General features: G+C 61.6%; 22 protein-coding genes. 3 read left to right on the top strand and 19 right to left on the bottom strand.

Annotated elements, in window-relative coordinates; all coding sequences use genetic code 11:
- Positions 1-70 precede the first annotated feature (70 nt).
- The 15 genes from ispG to trmJ all read right to left on the bottom strand — a co-directional run bounded on the left by ispG (position 71) and on the right by trmJ (position 13880).
- On the bottom strand, positions 71-1186 hold the full coding sequence (gene ispG / locus G5134_RS07845; RefSeq protein ID WP_010634291.1) for a flavodoxin-dependent (E)-4-hydroxy-3-methylbut-2-enyl-diphosphate synthase: 1116 nt from the start codon (positions 1184-1186) through the stop codon (positions 71-73).
- Positions 1187-1196: 10 nt separating this feature from the next.
- Positions 1197-2141, bottom strand: a complete 945-nt coding sequence (gene rodZ, locus G5134_RS07850; RefSeq protein ID WP_065018562.1) for a cytoskeleton protein RodZ — start codon at positions 2139-2141, stop codon at positions 1197-1199.
- Positions 2131-2922 carry a PilW family type IVa pilus biogenesis/stability lipoprotein TapF gene (tapF, locus tag G5134_RS07855; protein WP_017765910.1) on the bottom strand — a complete coding sequence of 264 codons (792 nt, stop codon included), beginning with the start codon at positions 2920-2922 and terminating at the stop codon, positions 2131-2133. Before tapF ends, rodZ begins: the two co-directional genes overlap by 11 nt.
- 12 nt (positions 2923-2934) lie before the next feature.
- Positions 2935-4038 (bottom strand): bifunctional tRNA (adenosine(37)-C2)-methyltransferase TrmG/ribosomal RNA large subunit methyltransferase RlmN, encoded by a 1104-nt coding sequence (locus tag G5134_RS07860; RefSeq protein ID WP_005299790.1) that lies wholly within the window; start codon positions 4036-4038, stop codon positions 2935-2937.
- Between the two features lie 168 nt (positions 4039-4206).
- Positions 4207-4635 carry a nucleoside-diphosphate kinase gene (ndk, locus tag G5134_RS07865; RefSeq protein ID WP_005299787.1) on the bottom strand — a complete coding sequence of 143 codons (429 nt, stop codon included), beginning with the start codon at positions 4633-4635 and terminating at the stop codon, positions 4207-4209.
- A 272-nt stretch (positions 4636-4907) separates the two neighbouring features.
- Entirely contained in the window at positions 4908-6191 is a 1284-nt protein-coding gene (gene pepB / locus G5134_RS07870) for an aminopeptidase PepB (protein WP_421231941.1), read from the bottom strand.
- Positions 6188-7492, bottom strand: a complete 1305-nt coding sequence (pepB, locus tag G5134_RS07875; protein ID WP_065018564.1) for an aminopeptidase PepB — start codon at positions 7490-7492, stop codon at positions 6188-6190. Before pepB (G5134_RS07875) ends, pepB (G5134_RS07870) begins: the two co-directional genes overlap by 4 nt.
- A 157-nt stretch (positions 7493-7649) precedes the next feature.
- On the bottom strand, positions 7650-7988 hold the full coding sequence (gene fdx / locus G5134_RS07880; protein ID WP_005299781.1) for an ISC system 2Fe-2S type ferredoxin: 339 nt from the start codon (positions 7986-7988) through the stop codon (positions 7650-7652).
- 1 nt (position 7989) lies between these two features.
- Positions 7990-9837: a Fe-S protein assembly chaperone HscA gene (gene hscA / locus G5134_RS07885; protein WP_065018565.1), complete on the bottom strand. Its 1848-nt coding sequence runs from the start codon at positions 9835-9837 to the stop codon at positions 7990-7992.
- 28 nt (positions 9838-9865) lie between these two features.
- On the bottom strand, positions 9866-10384 hold the full coding sequence (hscB, locus tag G5134_RS07890; RefSeq protein WP_042050888.1) for a co-chaperone HscB: 519 nt from the start codon (positions 10382-10384) through the stop codon (positions 9866-9868).
- Positions 10385-10505: 121 nt separating this feature from the next.
- Positions 10506-10829 (bottom strand): iron-sulfur cluster assembly protein IscA, encoded by a 324-nt coding sequence (gene iscA / locus G5134_RS07895; protein ID WP_005299772.1) that lies wholly within the window; start codon positions 10827-10829, stop codon positions 10506-10508.
- A gap of 15 nt (positions 10830-10844) precedes the next feature.
- Entirely contained in the window at positions 10845-11228 is a 384-nt protein-coding gene (gene iscU / locus G5134_RS07900) for a Fe-S cluster assembly scaffold IscU (protein WP_005299770.1), read from the bottom strand.
- Between the two features lie 54 nt (positions 11229-11282).
- Positions 11283-12497, bottom strand: coding sequence for an IscS subfamily cysteine desulfurase (locus G5134_RS07905; protein ID WP_017781684.1), 1215 nt, complete (start codon positions 12495-12497; stop codon positions 11283-11285).
- Between the two features lie 57 nt (positions 12498-12554).
- Complete coding sequence (gene iscR / locus G5134_RS07910) at positions 12555-13058, bottom strand: Fe-S cluster assembly transcriptional regulator IscR (RefSeq protein ID WP_011705634.1); 504 nt, start codon at positions 13056-13058, stop codon at positions 12555-12557.
- A gap of 93 nt (positions 13059-13151) precedes the next feature.
- On the bottom strand, positions 13152-13880 hold the full coding sequence (gene trmJ / locus G5134_RS07915; RefSeq protein WP_065018567.1) for a tRNA (cytosine(32)/uridine(32)-2'-O)-methyltransferase TrmJ: 729 nt from the start codon (positions 13878-13880) through the stop codon (positions 13152-13154).
- Positions 13881-14060: 180 nt separating this feature from the next.
- Between trmJ and G5134_RS07920 the strand changes: the two genes are divergently transcribed.
- Positions 14061-14477: a hypothetical protein gene (locus tag G5134_RS07920; RefSeq protein ID WP_010634300.1), complete on the top strand. Its 417-nt coding sequence runs from the start codon at positions 14061-14063 to the stop codon at positions 14475-14477.
- Here the strand turns inward: G5134_RS07920 and ubiT are convergent.
- Positions 14424-14963, bottom strand: coding sequence for a ubiquinone anaerobic biosynthesis accessory factor UbiT (ubiT, locus tag G5134_RS07925; protein ID WP_025201837.1), 540 nt, complete (start codon positions 14961-14963; stop codon positions 14424-14426). The two genes, G5134_RS07920 and ubiT, sit on opposite strands and share 54 nt — an antisense overlap.
- Positions 14964-15153: 190 nt before the next feature.
- On the opposite strand from ubiT, the gene ubiU reads away from it, so the two are divergent.
- Complete coding sequence (gene ubiU, locus G5134_RS07930; protein ID WP_005299752.1) at positions 15154-16149, top strand: ubiquinone anaerobic biosynthesis protein UbiU; 996 nt, start codon at positions 15154-15156, stop codon at positions 16147-16149.
- 12 nt (positions 16150-16161) lie between these two features.
- Positions 16162-17034 (top strand): U32 family peptidase, encoded by an 873-nt coding sequence (locus G5134_RS07935; protein ID WP_065018568.1) that lies wholly within the window; start codon positions 16162-16164, stop codon positions 17032-17034.
- Between the two features lie 138 nt (positions 17035-17172).
- Here the strand turns inward: G5134_RS07935 and nlpI are convergent, their stop codons facing one another.
- From nlpI to secF, 3 genes are all read right to left on the bottom strand, one after another.
- Entirely contained in the window at positions 17173-18120 is a 948-nt protein-coding gene (gene nlpI, locus G5134_RS07940) for a lipoprotein NlpI (RefSeq protein ID WP_005299750.1), read from the bottom strand.
- Between the two features lie 90 nt (positions 18121-18210).
- Positions 18211-18579, bottom strand: a complete 369-nt coding sequence (locus tag G5134_RS07945) for a rhodanese-like domain-containing protein (protein ID WP_010634304.1) — start codon at positions 18577-18579, stop codon at positions 18211-18213.
- A gap of 99 nt (positions 18580-18678) precedes the next feature.
- Positions 18679-19626: a protein translocase subunit SecF gene (secF, locus tag G5134_RS07950; protein WP_005299746.1), complete on the bottom strand. Its 948-nt coding sequence runs from the start codon at positions 19624-19626 to the stop codon at positions 18679-18681.
- Positions 19627-19629: the final 3 nt, after the last annotated feature.

The following is a 19629-nucleotide window of genomic DNA, read 5'->3' on the forward strand; positions in this document are numbered from 1 at the left end:
AGGGTATTCCAATGCGGGATGTAAAATCAGCAACCTAAAGACAGGGCCACCCTGAGTGGCCCTTGGTTGCTCAACCCTCGTCCACCTGGATCTGGTTGGCCGGATCCAGCATGGCGGCCCGGGCGCGAATGCGGCGCTCCAGGGTCGGAATGAGATCCTTGTTGTCGAGCCGGTCGACCCGCTGACCACCCTCGTAGAAGGCGCTCTTGTTGGCCGCGCCGGCGAGGCCAAGATCGGAAACCAGCGCCTCCCCCGGACCGTTCACCACGCAGCCGATGATGGAGACATCCATCGGAGTGATGATGTCTTCGAGCCGCTCTTCCAGCGCATTGACGGTGCCGATGACGTCGAACTCCTGGCGGGAGCAGGAGGGACAGGCGATAAAGTTGATGCCGCGGGAACGGATGCGCAGGGACTTGAGGATGTCAAAGCCCACCTTGATCTCTTCCACCGGATCGGCCGCCAGCGAGATGCGCAGGGTGTCGCCGATGCCTTCGCTCAGCAGCATGCCAAGACCGATGGCAGACTTCACCGCGCCGGCGCGAAAACCGCCCGCTTCTGTGATGCCCAGATGCAGCGGCTGCTCGATCTGCTTGGCCAGCAGGCGATAGGCACCGACCGCCAGGAAGACGTCGGAAGCCTTGACGCTCACCTTGAAGTTGTCGAAGTTCAGGCGATCCAGATAATCCACGTGGCGCATGGCCGACTCGAGCAGCGCCTCGGGGGTGGGTTCGCCATATTTTTCCTGGATGTCCCGCTCCAGCGAGCCGCCGTTGACGCCGATGCGGATCGGGATGTTGTAGTGGCGGGCACAGTCCACCACGGCGCGCACCCGCTCCTCGTTGCCGATGTTGCCCGGGTTGATGCGCAGGCAATCGGCGCCGTATTCGGCCACTTTGAGGGCGATGCGGTAGTCGAAGTGGATGTCGGCCACGATGGGGATGCGGGTCTGCTGCTTGATAAGCTTGAACGCTTCCGCCGCCTCCATGGTGGGGACGGAGACCCGGACGATGTCGGCACCGACCCGCTCGATCCGCTGGATCTGCTCGACGGTGGCGGCCACGTCCGTGGTCTTGGTGTTGGTCATGGTCTGTACCGTGATGGGGGCATCGCCCCCGACCGGTACGTTGCCGACCATGATCTGCCTGGATTTACGACGAATGATGGGAGATTCGTGAGCGGACATGGCGGACAGATTACTCCTGCGGCAGTGAGAGGCGAGCAGTCCGGCCGTTGTTGTAACGGCTCATGTCGATGGACTTGCCCTTGTATTCGATATTGATGGCCATGGGCGCACCAATGATGAATTTGAGCGGCTCGGGTCCTTCCAGTACCAGTTCGTCATTGGCCTTCTTGAGGCCGCTGAACAGGGTCTTGCCATTGGCATCCTTGACGTCCAGCCAGCAGTCGGCGGTGAAGCTCATCTTGAGCTGGGGCACCTTGGCAGGCTCGCTCGCGGCGGTGTCGTCAGCCGGTTGCGTGGCGGCAGCGGCAGACGTCTCGGCAGTGGTGGTCGCTACGGCGCTGCTGGCATCCGCCGGCAGAGTGGTGGTCGCAGCGGCATCGCTCACCACGGGGGTTACGGCAGCATCTGCGGCGGCGGAAGCGGCAGGAGCCAGTACCGGCTCGGCAACATCGACGGCCGGAGTGGCGTTTGGCGTATTGGTGTTGCGGGCTGCGCCCATTTCGGTCGCGGCCAGGGCCTCGTCACCGGCGGAGCGACGCGCCGTGCTCTGCCACCACCAGACGACGGAGAGGGCGATCAGCACCAGGATCACCAGCCAAGTCACCACCTTGAGGCGACTGTCATTGGCCTGCTGGCGGGAGCGGCGGGAGAAGCTCTGCATGTCGATGTTGTCGGGCGGCGTCAGGCCCAGCTTGTCATAAGCGGCGAGGATGGTCTCTTCCGGAATACCGACCAGCTTGGCATAGGTACGCAGATAGCCGCGGATGAAGGTATGGGAGGTATGTTTGTCATACGTATCCGATTCGATCGCGGCAATCAGGGTCAGACGAAGGTGAATGCGGGACGCAACCTGTTCTCGCGTCCAGCCGAGCTGTTCACGGGCGTTGCGCAGCAGCTGGCCTGGGCCAACTGCCTGGGAGTCGTCTTGGAAATCGTGTGGCTGTTCAGTAGTCATTGGCTAAGTAACGCTTGGCTTGTTGCGAAGTGGGATATTGCCTTACCAGCTCAGTCCCGAATTGGTGAAGTAGTGCCGGTTTGTCCATGGCCTGCGCCAGCCGCAATCTCAACCAGAGACTGTTCTCGTTCTCGTCCGATACATCGGCAAAACGGGCGAGATAGGCCTGCACATCAGGCAGCTTGCCATCTTTCATGGAAAGCTCCGCCATGTCCAGCAATAACCTTGGATTGCGGGGATTATACCCCAAGGCCAAGCGATAGTACTCGCTTGCTTTATCATTTCTGCGATTTTGCGCGGCGCAAAGTGCCGCGTTTTCATAGGTATCGGCGATCTTGATGTAGTTGGGCTGGCTGACGGCCTGCAGGAAGGCTTTCTCCGCCTCGTCGAAACGACCGCGATTGCAAAGGAAGGCGCCATAGTTGTTCATCGCGTCAGCATTGGACGGATCCACGGCAAGGGCTTTCTGGTAACTGGCCTCGGCAGCCTTGTAATCCTGCACCTGCTGGTAGAAGTAGGCAAAACCGATGTAAACCTGAGGATTGGCGGCGTCGTACTGGAGGGCGCGATCAAGGTTGAACTTGGCCTGCTCGGCGTTGCCCTGCTGCAGATACTGGATGCCCAAATCCAGACGGGTCTGGGCTGCCGCCTTGAGGTCGGGACCGACCTCACGCTGGGTGGAATTCTGGCCAGCGTAAGTGGTCTCGGTAACACAGCCTGGCAGCGCACAGAGCGCTGCCACTACGATCAATGTACGTGTATCCATTCCCTGACTATACAATGGCTTAGCAAGTTAAACCATTTTGACGGAAATCCCATCCTGTTGCATCCGATTTTTCATGGTGCGCTTGGTGCGATCGATCACCTCCCCCACCAGCTGGCCGCAGGCCGCATCGATGTCGTCACCACGGGTCTTGCGGACGATGACGGTGAAGCCGTACTCCATCAGTACCTTGGAGAAACGGTCGATGCGGCTGTTGCTCGGCTTGCCGTAGGGGTTGCCCGGGAAGGGGTTGAACGGGATCAGGTTGATCTTGCTCGGGGTATCCTTGAGCACCTTGGCCAGTTCGTGGGCATGCTGCATGTCGTCATTGATGTGATCGAGCAGCACATACTCCACCGTGACCCGGCCGCCATTGGCGTTGGACTTGCCGAGGTAGCGACGCACACCGGCCAGGAAGGCTTCGATGTTGTACTTGTCGTTGATCGGCATGATCTCGGAGCGCAGCTTGTCGTTGGGGGCGTGCAGGGAGATGGCCAGCGCCACGTCGATCTGGTCGCCCAGCATGTCCAGCGCCGGCACCACGCCGGAGGTGGAGATGGTGACCCGGCGCTTGGAGATGCCGTAGCCGTAGTCATCCATCATCAGGCGCATGGCCGGCACCACGTTGGCGAGGTTGAGCAGCGGCTCGCCCATGCCCATCATCACCACGTTGGTGATGGGACGCTTGCCGCCGACGATCTTGGCAGCGCGCCACACCTGACCGATGATCTCGGAGACTTTCAGGTTGCGGTTGAAGCCCTGCTGGGCGGTGGAGCAGAACTTGCACTCCAGGGCGCAGCCCACCTGGGAAGAGACACACAGGGTCGCCCGATCGTCCTCGGGGATGTAAACGGTCTCCACCTCCTGGCCGCCGACCTGCAGCGCCCACTTGATGGTACCGTCGGAGGAGCGCTGTTCGCGGCTCACTTCCGGCGCCCGGATCTCGGCGATCTCCTTGAGACGCTCGCGCAGCACCTTGTTGACGTTGTTCATCTGATCGAAATCATCACAACCAAAGTGATAAATCCACTTCATTACCTGATCTGCCCGGAACGGCTTCTCGCCCAGTTCGACGAAGAAGGCACGCATGGCATCCCGATCGAGATCCAGCAGGTTGGTTTTTGTTTCGCTCATCAAGGGCCTCAGCTCACACACTTCATAAATTATCGGCTGACCTACGTCAGGGGGCGGCATTGTACAAATTATGGGTCCGGCTTTCCACCTGGAGAATAAGGGGATATTGACCGAATGACCAAAAAACAAAAGGGAGCCGAGGCTCCCTTGAGATTCTGCTGACGAAAATCAACCGCGCGGGCAGATCTCGGCGTCAGAGAAGAAGTAGGCGATTTCACGAGCGGCAGAGGCCGGCGCATCGGAGCCGTGCACGGCGTTGCGATCGATGCTCTCGGCGTAGCAGGCGCGCAGGGTGCCGGCCAGGGCTTCTTTCGGGTTGGTGGCGCCCATGATTTCACGGTGACGACGGATGGCTTCTTCGCCTTCCAGCACCTGGATCATGACGGGGCCGGAGGTCATGAAGCTGACCAGACCGTCATAGAAAGGCTTGCCCTGGTGCTCGGCGTAGAAACCGGCGGCTTGTTCGCTGCTCATGTGCAGCATCTTGGCGGCGATGACTTTCAGGCCAGCGCTCTCGAAACGGTTGTAGATGGCACCGATCAGGTTCTTGCTGACGGCGTCTGGCTTGATGATGGAGAAGGTACGTTCGATGGCCATTGAGATCTTTCCTTAACTACAGAGATTTATTGTTAGAATCCATGTTCGGCGGCGATTATACGTAAACAAAAACCGAAATAACACACAGAAAAGCAACTTTTTATTAAACAATTCCATCCCTAAAACAACATCACCACTCATCTTGGCCCAGGTCTGCAGGAAAAAATGTGCGCTTGCGCACGATCACCATGCTAACCCCCTGAAACATTGGCTATTGCCCATCTTCTGCAGCATGGGAAAGGGCACCCTCAGGTGCCCTTGATGTGGTCCTCTCAGCGGGTCTCCGCCAGCAGGGTGTGGGCGATGGTGCGCATCCCCAGGGTATTGGCCCCCGGTGCCCACAGATTGTCGCCGTTGTCGCTGAAGCAGGCAGCGAGATCCACGTGCAACCAGCCTCGCCCTTCGTTGCCCACGAAGCGGGAGAGGAAGCCGGCCGCATTGGAGGCGCCGCCCGGGCCACCGCCCGGCACGGGGCGGCTGTTGGCGGTGTCGGCATAGTGGGACGGACACTGCTGGCTGTGCCAGGGCTCCAGCGGCAACGGCCAGGCAGGCTCCTGCTCCGCATCCGCATAGGCCATGGCGCGGCTCACCAGCCCCTTGTCGAGGCCAAACAGCGCGTTGTAGCGTCCACCCAGCGCCATCACAGCCGCGCCGGTCAGGGTGGCGGCGTCGATGACCAGCGGCGCGCCGGATTCGCCGGCCAGTTGCAGACCGTCGGCCAGCACCAGACGCCCCTCGGCGTCGGTGTTGACTATCTCCACCGTGGTGCCGTTCTTGTAGGTGAGGATGTCACCCAGCTTGTAGGCGTGACCCGAAACCAGGTTCTCGGCGCAGCAGAGGATGAGCTTCACCCGCTTGTCGAGGCCGCGCAGGATGGCCAGCGCCAGCGCGCCGGTGACGATGGCTGCGCCCCCCATGTCGTGCTTCATGGTCAGCATGCCCAGGGAGGTCTTCATGGAGTAGCCGCCGGAGTCGAAGGTGATCCCCTTGCCCACCAGGGCCGCGGCCACCGGTGCCTTGGGATCCCGGCCTGGATTGAAGTCCAGCTCCAGCAGCACGGGCTCGCGCTCGCTGCCACGACCGACCTGGTAGAGACCGACCCAGCCCGCCTGTTGCAGCGCCTCCCCTTTGAGGATGCGATGGCTGATCTTGTCGGGGGCCAGTTCAGTGAGGAAGGCGGCGGCTTCGACCGCCAGCTCCAGCGGTCCCAGCTGCTCGGGGGTAGCATTGGTCATCTCTCGCACCCAGCGCCCGCACAGCCAGCGCGCTTCCAGCTCCTCCCTGTCCTCTTCGGACGAGGTAGCCCACTGCAGCGCCACCTCCGCCTTGGGTGTCTGCAGCCCCTGGGCAAAGGCCCACTGCTGCTCGCGCTCCCAGTGACCGGCCAGCACCACCTGCTGGATCCCCTGGCTGCACAGGCGCCGCGCCGCCTGCTGGATGTCCAGCAAGGGGGTAGCGGTCACCAGATGGATCACCATGCCATCGGCGCGGTGAGAGAGCAGTGCCCCCTCCCCCCACTCGGCCGGCGCAAATTCTCGGCTCAACCAGACGTTCATGCGCCCACCTCCTGCAACCAGCGGGCAATCGTGCGCAGACCGTGGCCCTTGGCCCCGGTCGCCCACAGATCGTTGCCCGATTTTTGATAGGAGGCGGCCAAGTCCAGGTGTACCCAGCCCTTGCCTTCGTCACGCACGAAGCGCGACAAGAAGGCGGCTGCCGTGGTGGCACCGGCGGTGCCTTCGGCGGATGCCACGTTGCCCAGCTCGGCAAAGGCAGAGGTGAGCTGGCCCGCGTGCCAGGGCTCCAGCGGCAGCGCCCAGGCCTGCTCGTTTTCGGCTTTGGCGGCCGCCAGCGCACGCACCTGCTCGACCTCATCAAGGGCGAACACGGCGTTGTAGTCACGACCCAGCGCAGTCTTGGCGGCGCCGGTCAGGGTAGCGGCGTCGAGGATATAGGCAGCCCCGCTTTCGCTGGCGGCCAGCAGGCCGTCAGCCAGCACCAGACGGCCTTCCGCGTCGGTGTTCTGGATCTCGACCGAGATGCCGTTGCGATAGGTGAGGATGTCGCCAAGCTTGAAGGCGTGGCCGGAGACCAGGTTCTCGGCGCAGCAGAGGATCAGCTTGACCCGTTGGTCGAGGCCGCGGCTGATGGCCAGCGCCAGCGCTCCGGTCACCATGGCGGCGCCACCCATGTCAGATTTCATCGGCAGCATGTTGTCGGAGGACTTCATGGAGTAGCCGCCGGAATCGAAGGTGATCCCCTTGCCCACCAGGGCCGCCAGCACGGGAGCGTTGGCATCCCCGGTCGGGTTGTAGTCGAGCTCGAGCAGCACCGGCTCGCGCTCGCTGCCACGGCCCACCGACCAGATCCCGATGTGACCGGCCTCCTGCAGCGCCTCCCCGGCGGTAATGCGGGCAGTCACCTTGTCACCGGCGAGGCTGCGAATAAGCAACAGGGCGGACTCCGCCAGGCTCATGGGATAGATCTCCTGCGGGCAGCCGTTGGTCACCTCGCGCACCCAGCGAGCCGCCTTGAGCAGGGCTTCCAGCTCACGGGCCTCCTGTGCTGACTGCTCACCAAAGTCGAGCTCGCGCACACCCTTGGCGGCATAGAAGCCCTGGGCGAAGGCGTAGCGACGCTCCCGATCCCAGTCCTCACCCACCAGCTTGACGCGCTTGATGCCGCTCGACTCGAGGCGTCTGGCCCCGCGCTGGATGGCGCGCAGCGCCTCCTTCTCTTGGCCGCCGCTGCCCAGATGGAGATGGGCTTCGTCGCCGTTGAAACTGAGCAGGGCACCCTCGCCCCAGTGGGCGGCGGCAGCCTGGGAAGACAACCGTACGTTCATCATGTCAGCCATGTTCTCTTGCTTCCTTTTTATTGGCACTTTCATCAACGAATAGGGAGATCGCGGGCACAAAAAAGGCCGCGCCCTCAAGGGTCACGGCCTTCACCATATCATTACTGCACCACGAGATGCTGCACGCGCAATTCACTCATGTGTAATTAAGGGGTCATCAGTGGCGCTCAGACGCCAGATTCAGGGTGTACTTGGGCAGTTCCACCACCAGATCCTCGTCCGCCAGTCTGGCCTGGCAGCTGAGACGGGATTCCGGCTCCAGTCCCCACGCCTTGTCCAGCATGTCGTCTTCCAGCTCGTCGCTCGGCTCGAGGGAGTCGAACCCTTCCCGCACCACACAGTGGCAGGTGGTGCAGGCGCAGGACTTCTCGCAAGCGTGTTCGATCTCGATGCCGTTGCGCAGCGCGATGTCCAGAATGGTTTCACCGGTCGCGCCTTCGAGGGCCGCGCCGTCCGGACAGAGCTCAGGATGGGGCAGAATAATCAGTTTTGGCATATTACACCTTGTTGACGTTTTGTCCGGTCAGCACCTTGCGGATGGAGGCATCCATCCGACGGGCTGCAAATTCGCCACTGGCAGCGTCCGCCGCCTCGATGGCCTCTTTGATCTGGTTGGTGGTACCCGTGCTGCGCATGGTCAGCAGATAGGCGATGGCAGCATCCAGCTCTGCCCGCTCGGCGGCGCTCAACAGCGCTTCGCCATCGGCGGCCAGGGCGGCGTTGAGGCTTTCGACCACCCGGTCGGCCTCGACCTGCTGTTCCGCCAGCATGCGGGCGTCCATGTCCTGCTGGGCATTGGCGATGGAGGCGCTCAGCATGTTGAGGATGTCATCCTCCCCCAGCCCGTAGGAGGGCTTGACCTGGATCTCGGCCTGCACGCCGGAGGATTTCTCCATGGCGCTGACCGACAGCAGACCGTCCGCATCCACCTGGAAGGTGACGCGAATGTGGGCCGCCCCCGCCGCCATGGGCGGAATGCCGGTCAGGGTGAAGCGGGCCAAAGATCGGCAATCCGCCACCAGCTCGCGTTCGCCCTGCACCACGTGGATCGCCATCGCGGTCTGGCCATCCTTGAAGGTGGTGAACTCCTGGGCGCGGGCCACCGGAATGGTGGTGTTGCGCGGGATCACCTTCTCGGCGAGGCCGCCCATGGTCTCAAGACCCAGAGAAAGCGGAATGACGTCCAGCAGCAGCATCTCGGCATCGGGCTTGTTGCCCACCAGGATGTCGGCCTGGATGGCGGCACCGATGGCCACCACCTTGTCGGGGTCGATGCTGGTCAGTGGCGTGCGCTGGAAGAACTCCCCCACCAGCTCGCGCACCAGCGGTACCCGGGTCGAACCGCCGACCATCACCACTTCCAGCACCTCTTCCTGTTCGAGACCCGCATCGCGCAGGGCGCGGCGACAGGCCAACAGGGTGCGTTTGACCAGCGGCTGGATCAGCTCGTCAAACTGGCTGCGGGTGACAGAGCCCTGCCAGCCGGCAAAGGCGCAGGCAACGGCATCGGCATCGGTGAGACCGTGTTTGACGGCGGCGGCGGCGTCCAACAGCTCGCGCTGGGTACGGGCATCGAGCTGACCGGACAAGCCGGCTTGCTCTTTGAGCCAGTCCGCCAGCAGGTGGTCGAAATCATCGCCACCGAGGGCCGAGTCACCGCCAGTGGCCATCACCTCAAACACCCCGCGATGCAGACGCAGAATGGAGATGTCGAAGGTACCGCCACCCAGGTCATAGACGGCGATCACCCCTTCCTGACCGGAGTCGAGGCCATAGGCGATGGCGGCGGCGGTCGGTTCATTGAGCAGACGCAGCACGTGCAGACCGGCCAGTCTGGCCGCATCCTTGGTGCCCTGGCGCTGGGCGTCATCGAAATAGGCGGGCACTGTGATGACCACGCCGTCAAGATCGCCACCCAGGGCGGCGGCGCCCCGCTCGGCCAGTTTTTTCAGGATCTCGGCCGAGACCTGCACCGGGTTGACCACCCCCTGACGGGTCTGCAGCTGCGGCATGCCGTTGTCGGCCGCCACGAACTCGTAGGGCTGCTGGCGGGTATCGATGTCGGCCAGCGCCTTGCCCATCATCCGCTTGGCGGAGACGATGGTGTTGTGGGGATCGAGGGCGGCCTCGCGCTTGGCATCGAAGCCGACCCGGATGGTATCGGCCTGGTAATGCACGACGGAGGGCAGCAGATCACGCCCCTGCTCGTCACAGAGGGTGTCGGCCTGACCGCTGCGCACGGCGGCGACCAGCGAGTTGGTGGTGCCAAGGTCGATGCCGACGGCACGCTTGTGCTGATGAGGTGCGGCGCTCTGGCCGGGCTCGGCGATTTGCAGTAATGCCATGGGTTATCAAACTTCCAGCGTTAAAGGATCAAGACTCGAACAGGGAGTCTTCGAATCGTTCCAGCTCCTCGAGGAGCTTGTCGACAAACTTGAGCTTGCGAACGCAGTCAGCGGCCTTCTGATCATCGCCGGTGGCGAGGTTCAGGGTCAGCTGCTGCATCAACTGCTGGTGATCATGCCTGATCTCCTGGCGAAAATCCTTGATGGCCCGCTCAGGGTCGGCTTCGCCTTTCAGATCGGCCAGCCGCTCGCGCCACTCCAGTTGCTGCATCAGGAAAGCGGGATCTTGCAGCGTCTGCTGCTCGCCGCGGATATCGGTACCACGCAGGGAGAGCAGGTACTCGGCTCGGCGCAGGGGCGCCTTGAGGGTAGTGAAGGCATCGTTGATCTGGGCGGCACGTTGCACCGCGGCCAGCTGTTCCCGCTCGGGAGCCGTGGCAAAACGATCGGGATGGAACTGGGTTTGCAACTGACGGTAGGTATCCGCCAACTGACGGGTATCGAGCTCGAAGCCTTCCACCAGCCCAAACAGCTCGAAATGATTCATGCAGACCTCTTAGACCCTGACGCGACCGCCGTCCTGCTCGCCCTCGGCAAACGGGACGGCGTGGTTGAACTGGCCGTGGCCGGCCAGTTCAACACATGCGCAATCAGGTGTAGCAAACATCTCAGACACTGAAGCTTTCGCCGCAACCACACTCGCCCTTGGCGTTGGGGTTGTTGAACTGGAAGCCCTCGTTGAGGCCCTCCTTGACGAAGTCCAGCTGGGTACCATCCAGGTGGATCAGACTCTTGGCATCGACGATGATCTTGACGCCGTCCTGCTCGAATACCTGATCTTCATCCGCCAGCTCATCGACAAATTCGAGCACGTAGGCAAGACCGGAACAGCCGGTGGTCTTGACGCCGAGGCGCAGGCCGATGCCCTTGCCCCGGTTGGCCAGAAAAGAGGAAACCCGTGCCGCTGCGGCATCTGTCATGGTAATGGCCATACTGCGCTCCTGACCTTAGAGACCTTTCTTCTGCTTGTAATCGGCAATGGCGGCCTTGATGGCATCCTCGGCCAGAATGGAGCAGTGGATCTTCACCGGCGGCAGCGCCAGCTCTTCGGCGATGTCGGTGTTCTTGATGCCGGCTGCTTCGTCCAGGGTCTTGCCCTTGACCCACTCGGTCACCAGGGAGCTGGAGGCGATGGCGGAGCCACAACCATAGGTCTTGAACTTGGCATCTTCGATGATGCCGTCGTCGCTGATCTTCAGCTGCAGCTTCATCACGTCACCACAGGCCGGCGCACCGACCATGCCGGTAGCGATGCTGGGATCGTTCTTGTCGAAGCCACCTACGTTACGGGGGTTCTCGTAGTGGTCGATTACTTTTTCACTGTAAGCCATATCTAACTCCTGCTAATTCCGTTGTTCACCAAACACTTGCTCTCTTGGCAAGGATCAGTGATGAGCCCATTCGACCGTGTTCAGATCGACGCCGTCCTTGTACATCTCCCACAGGGGAGACATCTCGCGCAGACGACCGATGGAGTCACGGATAAGCTTGATTGCGTAATCAATCTCTTCTTCGGTGGTGAAGCGACCCATGCTGAAACGGATGGAGCTGTGCGCCAGCTCGTCGTTCAGGCCCAGGGCGCGCAGCACGTAGGAGGGCTCCAGGCTGGCCGAGGTACAGGCAGAACCGGAAGAGACCGCCAGATCCTTGAGCGCCATGATCAGGGATTCCCCTTCCACATAGGCAAAGCTGACGTTGAGGTTGCCCGGTACACGCTGTTCCAGGTCACCGTTGATGTAGACCTCTTCGATATCCTTGATGCCGTCCCACAGACGCTGACGCAGGGCCATGATGCGCTCACCCTCGCTCGCCATCTCTTCCTTGGCGATGCGGAAGGCTTCGCCCATACCGACGATCTGGTGGGTCGGCAGGGTGCCGGAACGCATGCCGCGTTCGTGGCCACCACCGTGCATCTGGGCTTCCAGGCGCACACGCGGCTTGCGGCGCACGTAGAGGGCACCAATGCCTTTCGGGCCATATACCTTGTGAGCAGACATGGAGAGCAGGTCAACCTTGAGCGCTTCCACGTCCACCGGAATTTTACCCACGCTCTGTACTGCATCCACGTGCAGCAGGATCTTGCGGGAGCGGCACAGCTCGCCGATGGCAGCAATGTTCTGCACCACGCCGATCTCGTTGTTGACGTGCATGATGCTGACCAGGATGGTGTCATCGCGCAGGGCGCCTTCGATCTGCTCCAGAGTGAACAGGCCGTTGGGCATCGGCTCGAGGTAGGTCACCTCATAGCCTTCGCGCTCCAGCTGGCGGCAGGTATCCAGTACCGCCTTGTGTTCGGTCTTGGAGGTAACGATGTGCTTGCCCTTGCCGGCGTAGAAGTGGGCGACGCCCTTGATGGCCAGGTTGTTGGACTCGGTGGCGCCGGAGGTGAAGACGATCTCGCGCGGGTCGGCACCGATCAGCTCTGCCACTTGATTACGGGCCAGGTCAACCGCCTCTTCGGCTTGCCAGCCGAAACGGTGGGAACGGGAAGCTGGATTGCCGAACAGGCCATCCATGGTGAGACACTGCATCATTTTTTCTGCGACACGCGGGTCCACCGGACAGGTTGCCGAATAATCAAGGTAAATAGGCAGTTTCATGTTTTTCTCCGTTACAGCCTGGGTCATACATCGACCGGCTGTGGAAAGCACGTTTGTTTATAGTTGGACTTTCAAGCTCACATCGCCGCGTTCTGCCCGATCAACCAGGGACAACACGGTTTTCATCTGTTCGTCTTGCTTGCCGGCAATGCGGCGCACATCCGCCTGATCAACCAGCTCGGCCAGGGTGATATCCCCCAGGAAGCTGGAGATCCGCTCGCTCAGGTCACGCCACAAGGAGTGAGTAAGACACTGAGTGCCGCCGTGGCAGCCGCCCTTGCCGAGGCACTTGGTGGCATCCACCGATTCATCCACCGCAGTGATCACCTGACCGACCGAGATGGCATTCGGGGCCAGACCGAGGCGATAGCCGCCACCGGGGCCACGCACGCTGCTTACCAGGCCATGCTTGCGCAGGCGGGCAAACAGTTGCTCCAGATAGGACAAGGAGATGCCCTGGCGCTCTGAAATATCAGCCAGGGGCACGGGCCCCTGCTCTGCATGCAACGCCACGTCGAGCATGGCAGTCACAGCGTAACGTCCTTTTGAGGTCAGTCTCATATGCCTTACCGTCTTGCGAACCAATCAATATGGGCATATGGTCACATACCCGACTAAATCAGTCAAGTATATGGTTGAGTAATTCAGTCGGGTTTAATCCTGCGGCCTGGGTTTTTGCACCGAGGTCAGAATGCCGCGCAGAATGTTGAGCTCCACCGCCTCCGGACGCGCCCGGTTGAACAGGCGGCGCAGCTTGTTCATCACCTGACCCGGGTGGTCATCGGTGATGAAGCCGGTCTTGAGCAGCGTCTGTTCCAGATGCTGATAAAAACCTTCCAGCTGTTCGGCACTGGGGTACTCCACTGCCATCCCGCTGTCGACGGCTTGCTCTTGCCGCTGCAGCCAGTGCATGCGCACCTCATAGCAGAGGGTCTGCACCGCCATGGCCAGATTGAGGGAGCTGTACTCGGGATTGGCCGGGATGGCCACATGGTAGTGGCACTTTTGCAGCTCGTCGTTGGTGAGGCCGGTACGTTCACGGCCAAACACCAGCGCCACCGGATGCTGCATACCCTCGGCCACCAACTTCTCGCCCGCTTCGCGGGGATCCAGCATGGGCCAGCTCAGGGTGCGGGAACGGGCACTGGTACCGATCACCAGACCGCAATCGGCGATGGCTTCATCCAGCGTCGCCACGACACGGGCATTGGCCAGGATGTCGCTGGCACCGGCAGCCAATGCATTGGCATTGCCATCGGGCAGGGCTTGCGGATCAACCAGCACCATCTGACTCAAGCCCATGGTCTTCATGGCGCGTGCCGCAGACCCCATGTTGCCGGTGTGAGAGGTGTTTACCAACACGATACGAATCTGATCCAACATGCCCAGTCAATCTTCAGTCAAAAATGGCGCGCAATTGTAACATAGCCAATCGCTATTTTGGCACCGTAAATGGCGCTCCATTTCACAACTATCGCGCCGGTTTGTAGAACAAAGCGGCATGAGGCGGGCACAAGGGCAGGCTAAACTTGGAGGATGGGAAGGTGAAAGAGAGGAGACCACATGTGCCCGCGCTGGCTTTATGAGAAGCTGCCGGCCTGCTATCTGCTGGCAGCCATCGGCATCATCGCGCTCAGCCACTCCCCGCTGCTCTGGCTGGCGGGGGGCCTGCTGTTTGTCGCCGGGGCCGCCAGCTGGATGATGCGCTCCAGCTATCGGCGCACCGATCTGGTCATCTTCCCAAACAAGGTCTGGCTGCAGCCGGAGTGGCTCTATGAGGCCCAACCTTTCCTCTGGCTGGTGCTGGGTCTGCTGTTGTCACGCCAACAAGGCGCCGGAGCCCTGCTGGCGTTGCTGCCCTGCCTCTGGGCCCTGCGTTGCCTGTGGGCCCGCAACCACTATCGCCATCATGCCGAGGGGCTTGCCTCACAGCTGAGACGCCACCCCACCCGCCGGCGCAGAATGCGCCTCTTGCGCTGAGCTGGCTCTGGCCTGCTCGATAAAGGTGGCGAGATCCATCAGCGGATAGCGCACCAGGCTCGGCAACCCGTCCAGATCCAGGCTGTCCATCAGGTTTTTTACCTCCAGTCCCAGCTCGGTATTGCCTTCTATTTTCAGCTTGCGCTGGAAGAAGAGGGAATCGGGGTCTTCCTTGCGACCGGCGATCAGGATGAGATCGTTGCTGCTGCCGCTAAAGCAGACATCGGCCTGTTCACAGTGACGGGCCACCACCAGCTTGCCCTCCTGCTCGCTGATGAACCAGCAGAGCTCGAGATCCGATACCTCGACCTTGAGCCACTTGCCCGCCAGAAATGCAAAGTCGCCATCGGCGATGGCCTCCTTGAAGACGCTGGCCAGCAGGCGCTCCATCAGATGCTGTTGCAGGGCAAAGGGCACCAGCTTGAGAGGGTGGCGCAAGAAGCGAGGGGCCTGTTCGACCAGGCGATGCTGCAGTTGTTTGAACACGATGAACTCCCTGTTTTTTGCGCATTCAAACACAGGGTCGGCGCCATGATCCTGTTGGAAATCAAACTTGTGCCCACTTACCTCAAGAAGGATAAAGCCACACAAAGCTGCCTCAGGTCAAAAAGTGGAAGGACGCCGGTGAATACAATCGGGCCACTTTTTTGCATTTTTGCCCTCTCGGAGCGTACCGATGGAATTACTCTGTCCGGCAGGCAGTCTGCCGGCACTGAAAACAGCCGTGGATAACGGGGCCGATGCCGTCTATATCGGCTTCAAGGATGACACCAACGCCCGCCATTTCGCCGGGCTCAACTTTACCGACAGCAAGCTGGAGAAAGCGGTCGACTACGTGCATCAACATGGCCGCAAGCTGCACATCGCCATCAACACCTTCGCCCACCCGGGCTCCGATGCCCGCTGGCAGCAGGCGGTGGACAAGGGCGCCGCACTGGGAGCCGATGCCCTGATCATCGCCGATCTCGCCGTGCTCGATTATGCCAGCCGCCGCTACCCGGATCTGGAGCTGCACGTCTCGGTGCAGGCCAGCGCCACCAATGCCGCCGCCATCCGCTTCTACCAGCAGCACTTCAATGTCGGACGAGTGGTATTGCCGCGCGTGCTCTCCATGCACCAGGTGAAACAGCTGGCCCGCGAGACCGACGTCGGCCTTGAGGTGTTCGCCTTCGGCAGCCTCTGCATCATGGCGGAGGGGCGCTGCTACCTCTCCTCCTACATGACCGGCGAGAGTCCCAACACCGTCGGTGCCTGTTCACCGGCCAAGTTCGTGCGCTGGGAGGAGACCCCAAGCGGCCTCGAGTCTCGCCTCAACGAGGTGCTGATCGACCGTTACGGCCCGGGGGAGAACGCCGGTTACCCGACCCTGTGCAAGGGGCGCTTCGAGGTGGACGGTCAGACCTACCACGCGCTGGAGGAGCCCACCAGCCTCAACACCCTGGGCCTGTTGCCCGAGCTGTTCCAGACCGGCATCCAGTCGGTCAAGATCGAGGGGCGCCAACGCAGCCCCGCCTACGTGGAGCAGGTGACCCGGGTCTGGCGCGCCGCCATCGACGCCTATCAGGCCAACCCCGAGGCCTATCGGGTCAAGGCCGAGTGGGATGCCCAGCTCGCCCGCGTCTCCGAGGGAAGCCAGACCACCCTCGGCGCCTATCATCGCCAGTGGCAATAAGGAGCCCTGTTCATGAAATTCTCTCTCGGCCCCCTGCTCTTCTACTGGCCCAAGGCCGACACCCAGGGCTTCTATCAGGCGGCCGCCACCAGCCAGGCCGACATCGTCTATCTGGGGGAAACCGTCTGCAGCAAGCGCCGCGAACTGAAAGTGGATGACTGGATTGCCCTCGCCCGTCAGGTGGCCGGCTCCGGCAAGCAGGCGGTGCTCTCCACGCTAGCGCTCATCTCCGCCCCCTCCGAACTCAAGGAGGTGAAGCGGCTGGTCGACAACGGCGAGCTGATGATCGAGGCCAACGATCTGGGCGCGGTCCAGCTCGCCAGCGAGGCCGGGCTGCCGTTCGTCTGCGGCCCCGCCATCAACGCCTACAACGCCGATGTGCTGCGCATGCTGCTCAAACAGGGGATGCAGCGCTGGGTGATGCCGGTGGAGCTGTCGCGCGACTGGCTGGTGCAGCTCAATCAGGATCTCGGCAACGTCCGCCAGCAGTTCGAGGTGGAGGTGTTCGCCTACGGCCACCTGCCGCTCGCCTATTCGGCGCGCTGCTTCACAGCCCGCTCCCTCGATCGGCCCAAGGACAACTGTGAACTGGCCTGCATCGACTACCCCACCGGCCGGCTCGCCAGCAGCCGCGAGGGGCAGAAGGTGTTCAACCTCAACGGCATCCAGACCCAGTCCGGTTACTGCTACAACCTGGGCAACGATCTGGCCGGCATGGAAGGACTGGTGGATGTGGTGCGGCTCTCCCCCGAGGGGTTGGATACCCTGACGATGCTGGCGCACTTCAAGGCCAACGAACGGGGTCAGGCCCCTCTGCCCCTGCAACAGGAGCGGGACTGCAACGGCTACTGGCGCCAGATCCCCGGCATGATGCTGGCGCAGTAATTGCGCCCTTACTGGCGGGCACGGTGGTCACTGGCCGATGCCGATGCAATGGCGCCGTAAAACCTGACACTCAAACAGCAAAAAGGCCTCGCTATGAGGCCTTTTCCATATCGTTCAAAGCAGTGACAGTCAGCAAGCTCAGGATGCCTGCTTGCTGCTCTTGCCCTGGGCACTCTGGGCGCCGGGCGGCAGGGGTTTGCGCGCCATCAGCTCCAGCTCGAGCAGGGCATATCTGTGCTCGATGAAGTCATACACGTTGTTGGCCAGCGCCAGCTTGAAGTAGCTGATGGCCTCCTTGCGATTGCCCCTGGCCAGCTCGAACTTGCCGAGGTAGAAGTAGGTTTCGCACAGGCGCTCGGCGAGCTCCCGGTTGTCCTTCACCCCTTTCACCACGTTGCCCATCAACTGGGTAGCGTTGAGTTCGCCGGTATAGAGGCGCACCAGATCCCAGTTCCAGGCGTCGTCGTCATACTTGTTGAGCCGCTCGCGCATCCGGCTCATGGCGGCCGGCGCATTGAGCTTCTGCTCGGCCAGATAGAGCCAGATCACCCGGTAGGGATCTTCCGGCTGCGCCTCGTAGAAGCGCTTCATATCGGCTGCGGCCAGCTCGGGGCGATTGCCGTAATAGAGCGCAATACCACGGTTCAGATAGGCATAGTCATAATCGGGAGCCAGCTCGAGGGCGGAATCAAATGCCTCGTAGGCTTCGTCATAATTCTGCTGCTGCACCAGATAGACGCCGATGAAGTTGTAGGCTTCGGCGAAATCCGGCTTCTCCCGCAGGGCACGGTTGAAATCCAGCCGCGCCAGAGAGCGCAAGCCTACCCGGTCAAACACGACAGCACGCTCATAAAACAGTTCGGCCCGTTGCTCGGTGGTCAATTCCATCTCACTGAGCATCTGCCCGAGTCGCGCCAACGCCAACTCGCTCTGGTAAGAGACCTGCAGGGGGGTCGCCAATACCAGTGAAGCGGGTTGCGGCTTGGGAACTTGAGGCGTTTGAACCTGACTGCTACTGCTGCAACCCCACATGGGGAGCAGCAACAGGATACCAAGGAGGTATCCAATCCCTTTCCTGACGTTCAATGAACACTCCGACGCTTACGCTTGACCCGGCATATGGTAAAGGTCAGCCGACACTTTGTCATGTGGCTGAGCCTCTCTCCCTCAAATAAATCAGGATTCGACAGGGTATCCGGCATCACACCAGCCCCGAAAGCCACCATCCACGCTGACCACCCGGCCGTAGCCCATCTTCTGCAGGTTCTCCGCCACCAGAATAGAGCGAAAACCGCCACCACAATAGAGGTAGAGCTCGGTGTCGGGATCCGGATAACGAGTCTCGATATCCCGTTCGATCACCCCGCGCCCGAGGTAGGTCGCGCCCGGCAGATGGCCCCTGGCCCACTCGCTCTCTTCCCGCACGTCGACCAGGTGAAAGGTACGCCCCTCCTCCTGCCAGCGCTTGATCTGGTGCACGTCGGTCTCCTTCACATGGGGGCGAATGGCCTCTACCAGCGCCAGAAAACGGGGATTGTGTTGCATGGCTTGCTCCTTGCCTCTTGGCCAATGGCCGTGGGTGAAACCGTCATAATGGCTCACCCGGATGATAAGAGAAAGGGCGCCTCGTGGCGCCCTTGTCATTTACGGCAGGATCTCTTGCTGATCCGCGCCCTCTTTCTCCACCTGGGTCGGCAGCATGTGCTCCCGCTTGACCCCGAAGAACATGGCGAACGAGCTCGCCACATAGATGGAGGAGTAGGTACCAAACGCCACACCGATCACCATGGCCACCGAGAAACCGTGGATCAGCGGACCGCCCTTGAGCAGCAGCGCCAGCACCACCACGAAGGTCAGGCCGGAGGTGATGATGGTCCGGCTCAGGGTCTCGGTCATGGAGAGATCCAGGATGTACTCGGTATCCCCCTTGCGCACCTTGCGAAAGTTCTCCCGCAGGCGGTCGAACACTACGATGGTGTCGTTCAGGGAGTAACCCACGAGGGTCATCAAGGCCGCCAGCACGGTCAGGTCGAATTCGTACTGGAAGTAGGCGAAGACGCCCAGGGTGATCACCACGTCGTGCACCAGGGAGAGGATGCCGCCCATGGCCAGACGCCACTCGAAGCGTACCGCCACGTAGATCATGATGCAGATGATGGAGGCCAGCATGGCCAGCGCACCGTCCGTCGCCAGCTCGTCACCCACGGAGGGGCCGACGAACTCCACGCGCTTGAGCACGGCGCCCTGATCGATCACCTTGGCGGCCGCCAGCACCTCGTTGCCCTGCTGCTCCACCTTGACCCCCTCTTTCGGGGTCAGGCGCACCAGCACGTCACGGCTGGAGCCGAAGTGTTGCAGGGTCGCCCCTTCAATCTTCTGCTCGTCCAGCACCTCATGCATCTTCTCCAGGCTCACCGACTGCTGGAAGCCCACCTCGATGGTGGTGCCGCCGGTGAAGTCCAGACCCCAGTTCAGACCCCGATCGAACAGGAAGAACAGGGAAATCACCATCAGCAGGGTAGAGAAGACCACACCCGGCTTGGCAAAGCGCATGAAGGGGATGGGCTTTTCAAAATGTAGAATCTGAAACATGTC

This window comes from Aeromonas sp. 600276 (assembly GCF_049175815.1).
Classification (GTDB): Bacteria; Pseudomonadota; Gammaproteobacteria; order Enterobacterales; family Aeromonadaceae; genus Aeromonas; species Aeromonas dhakensis.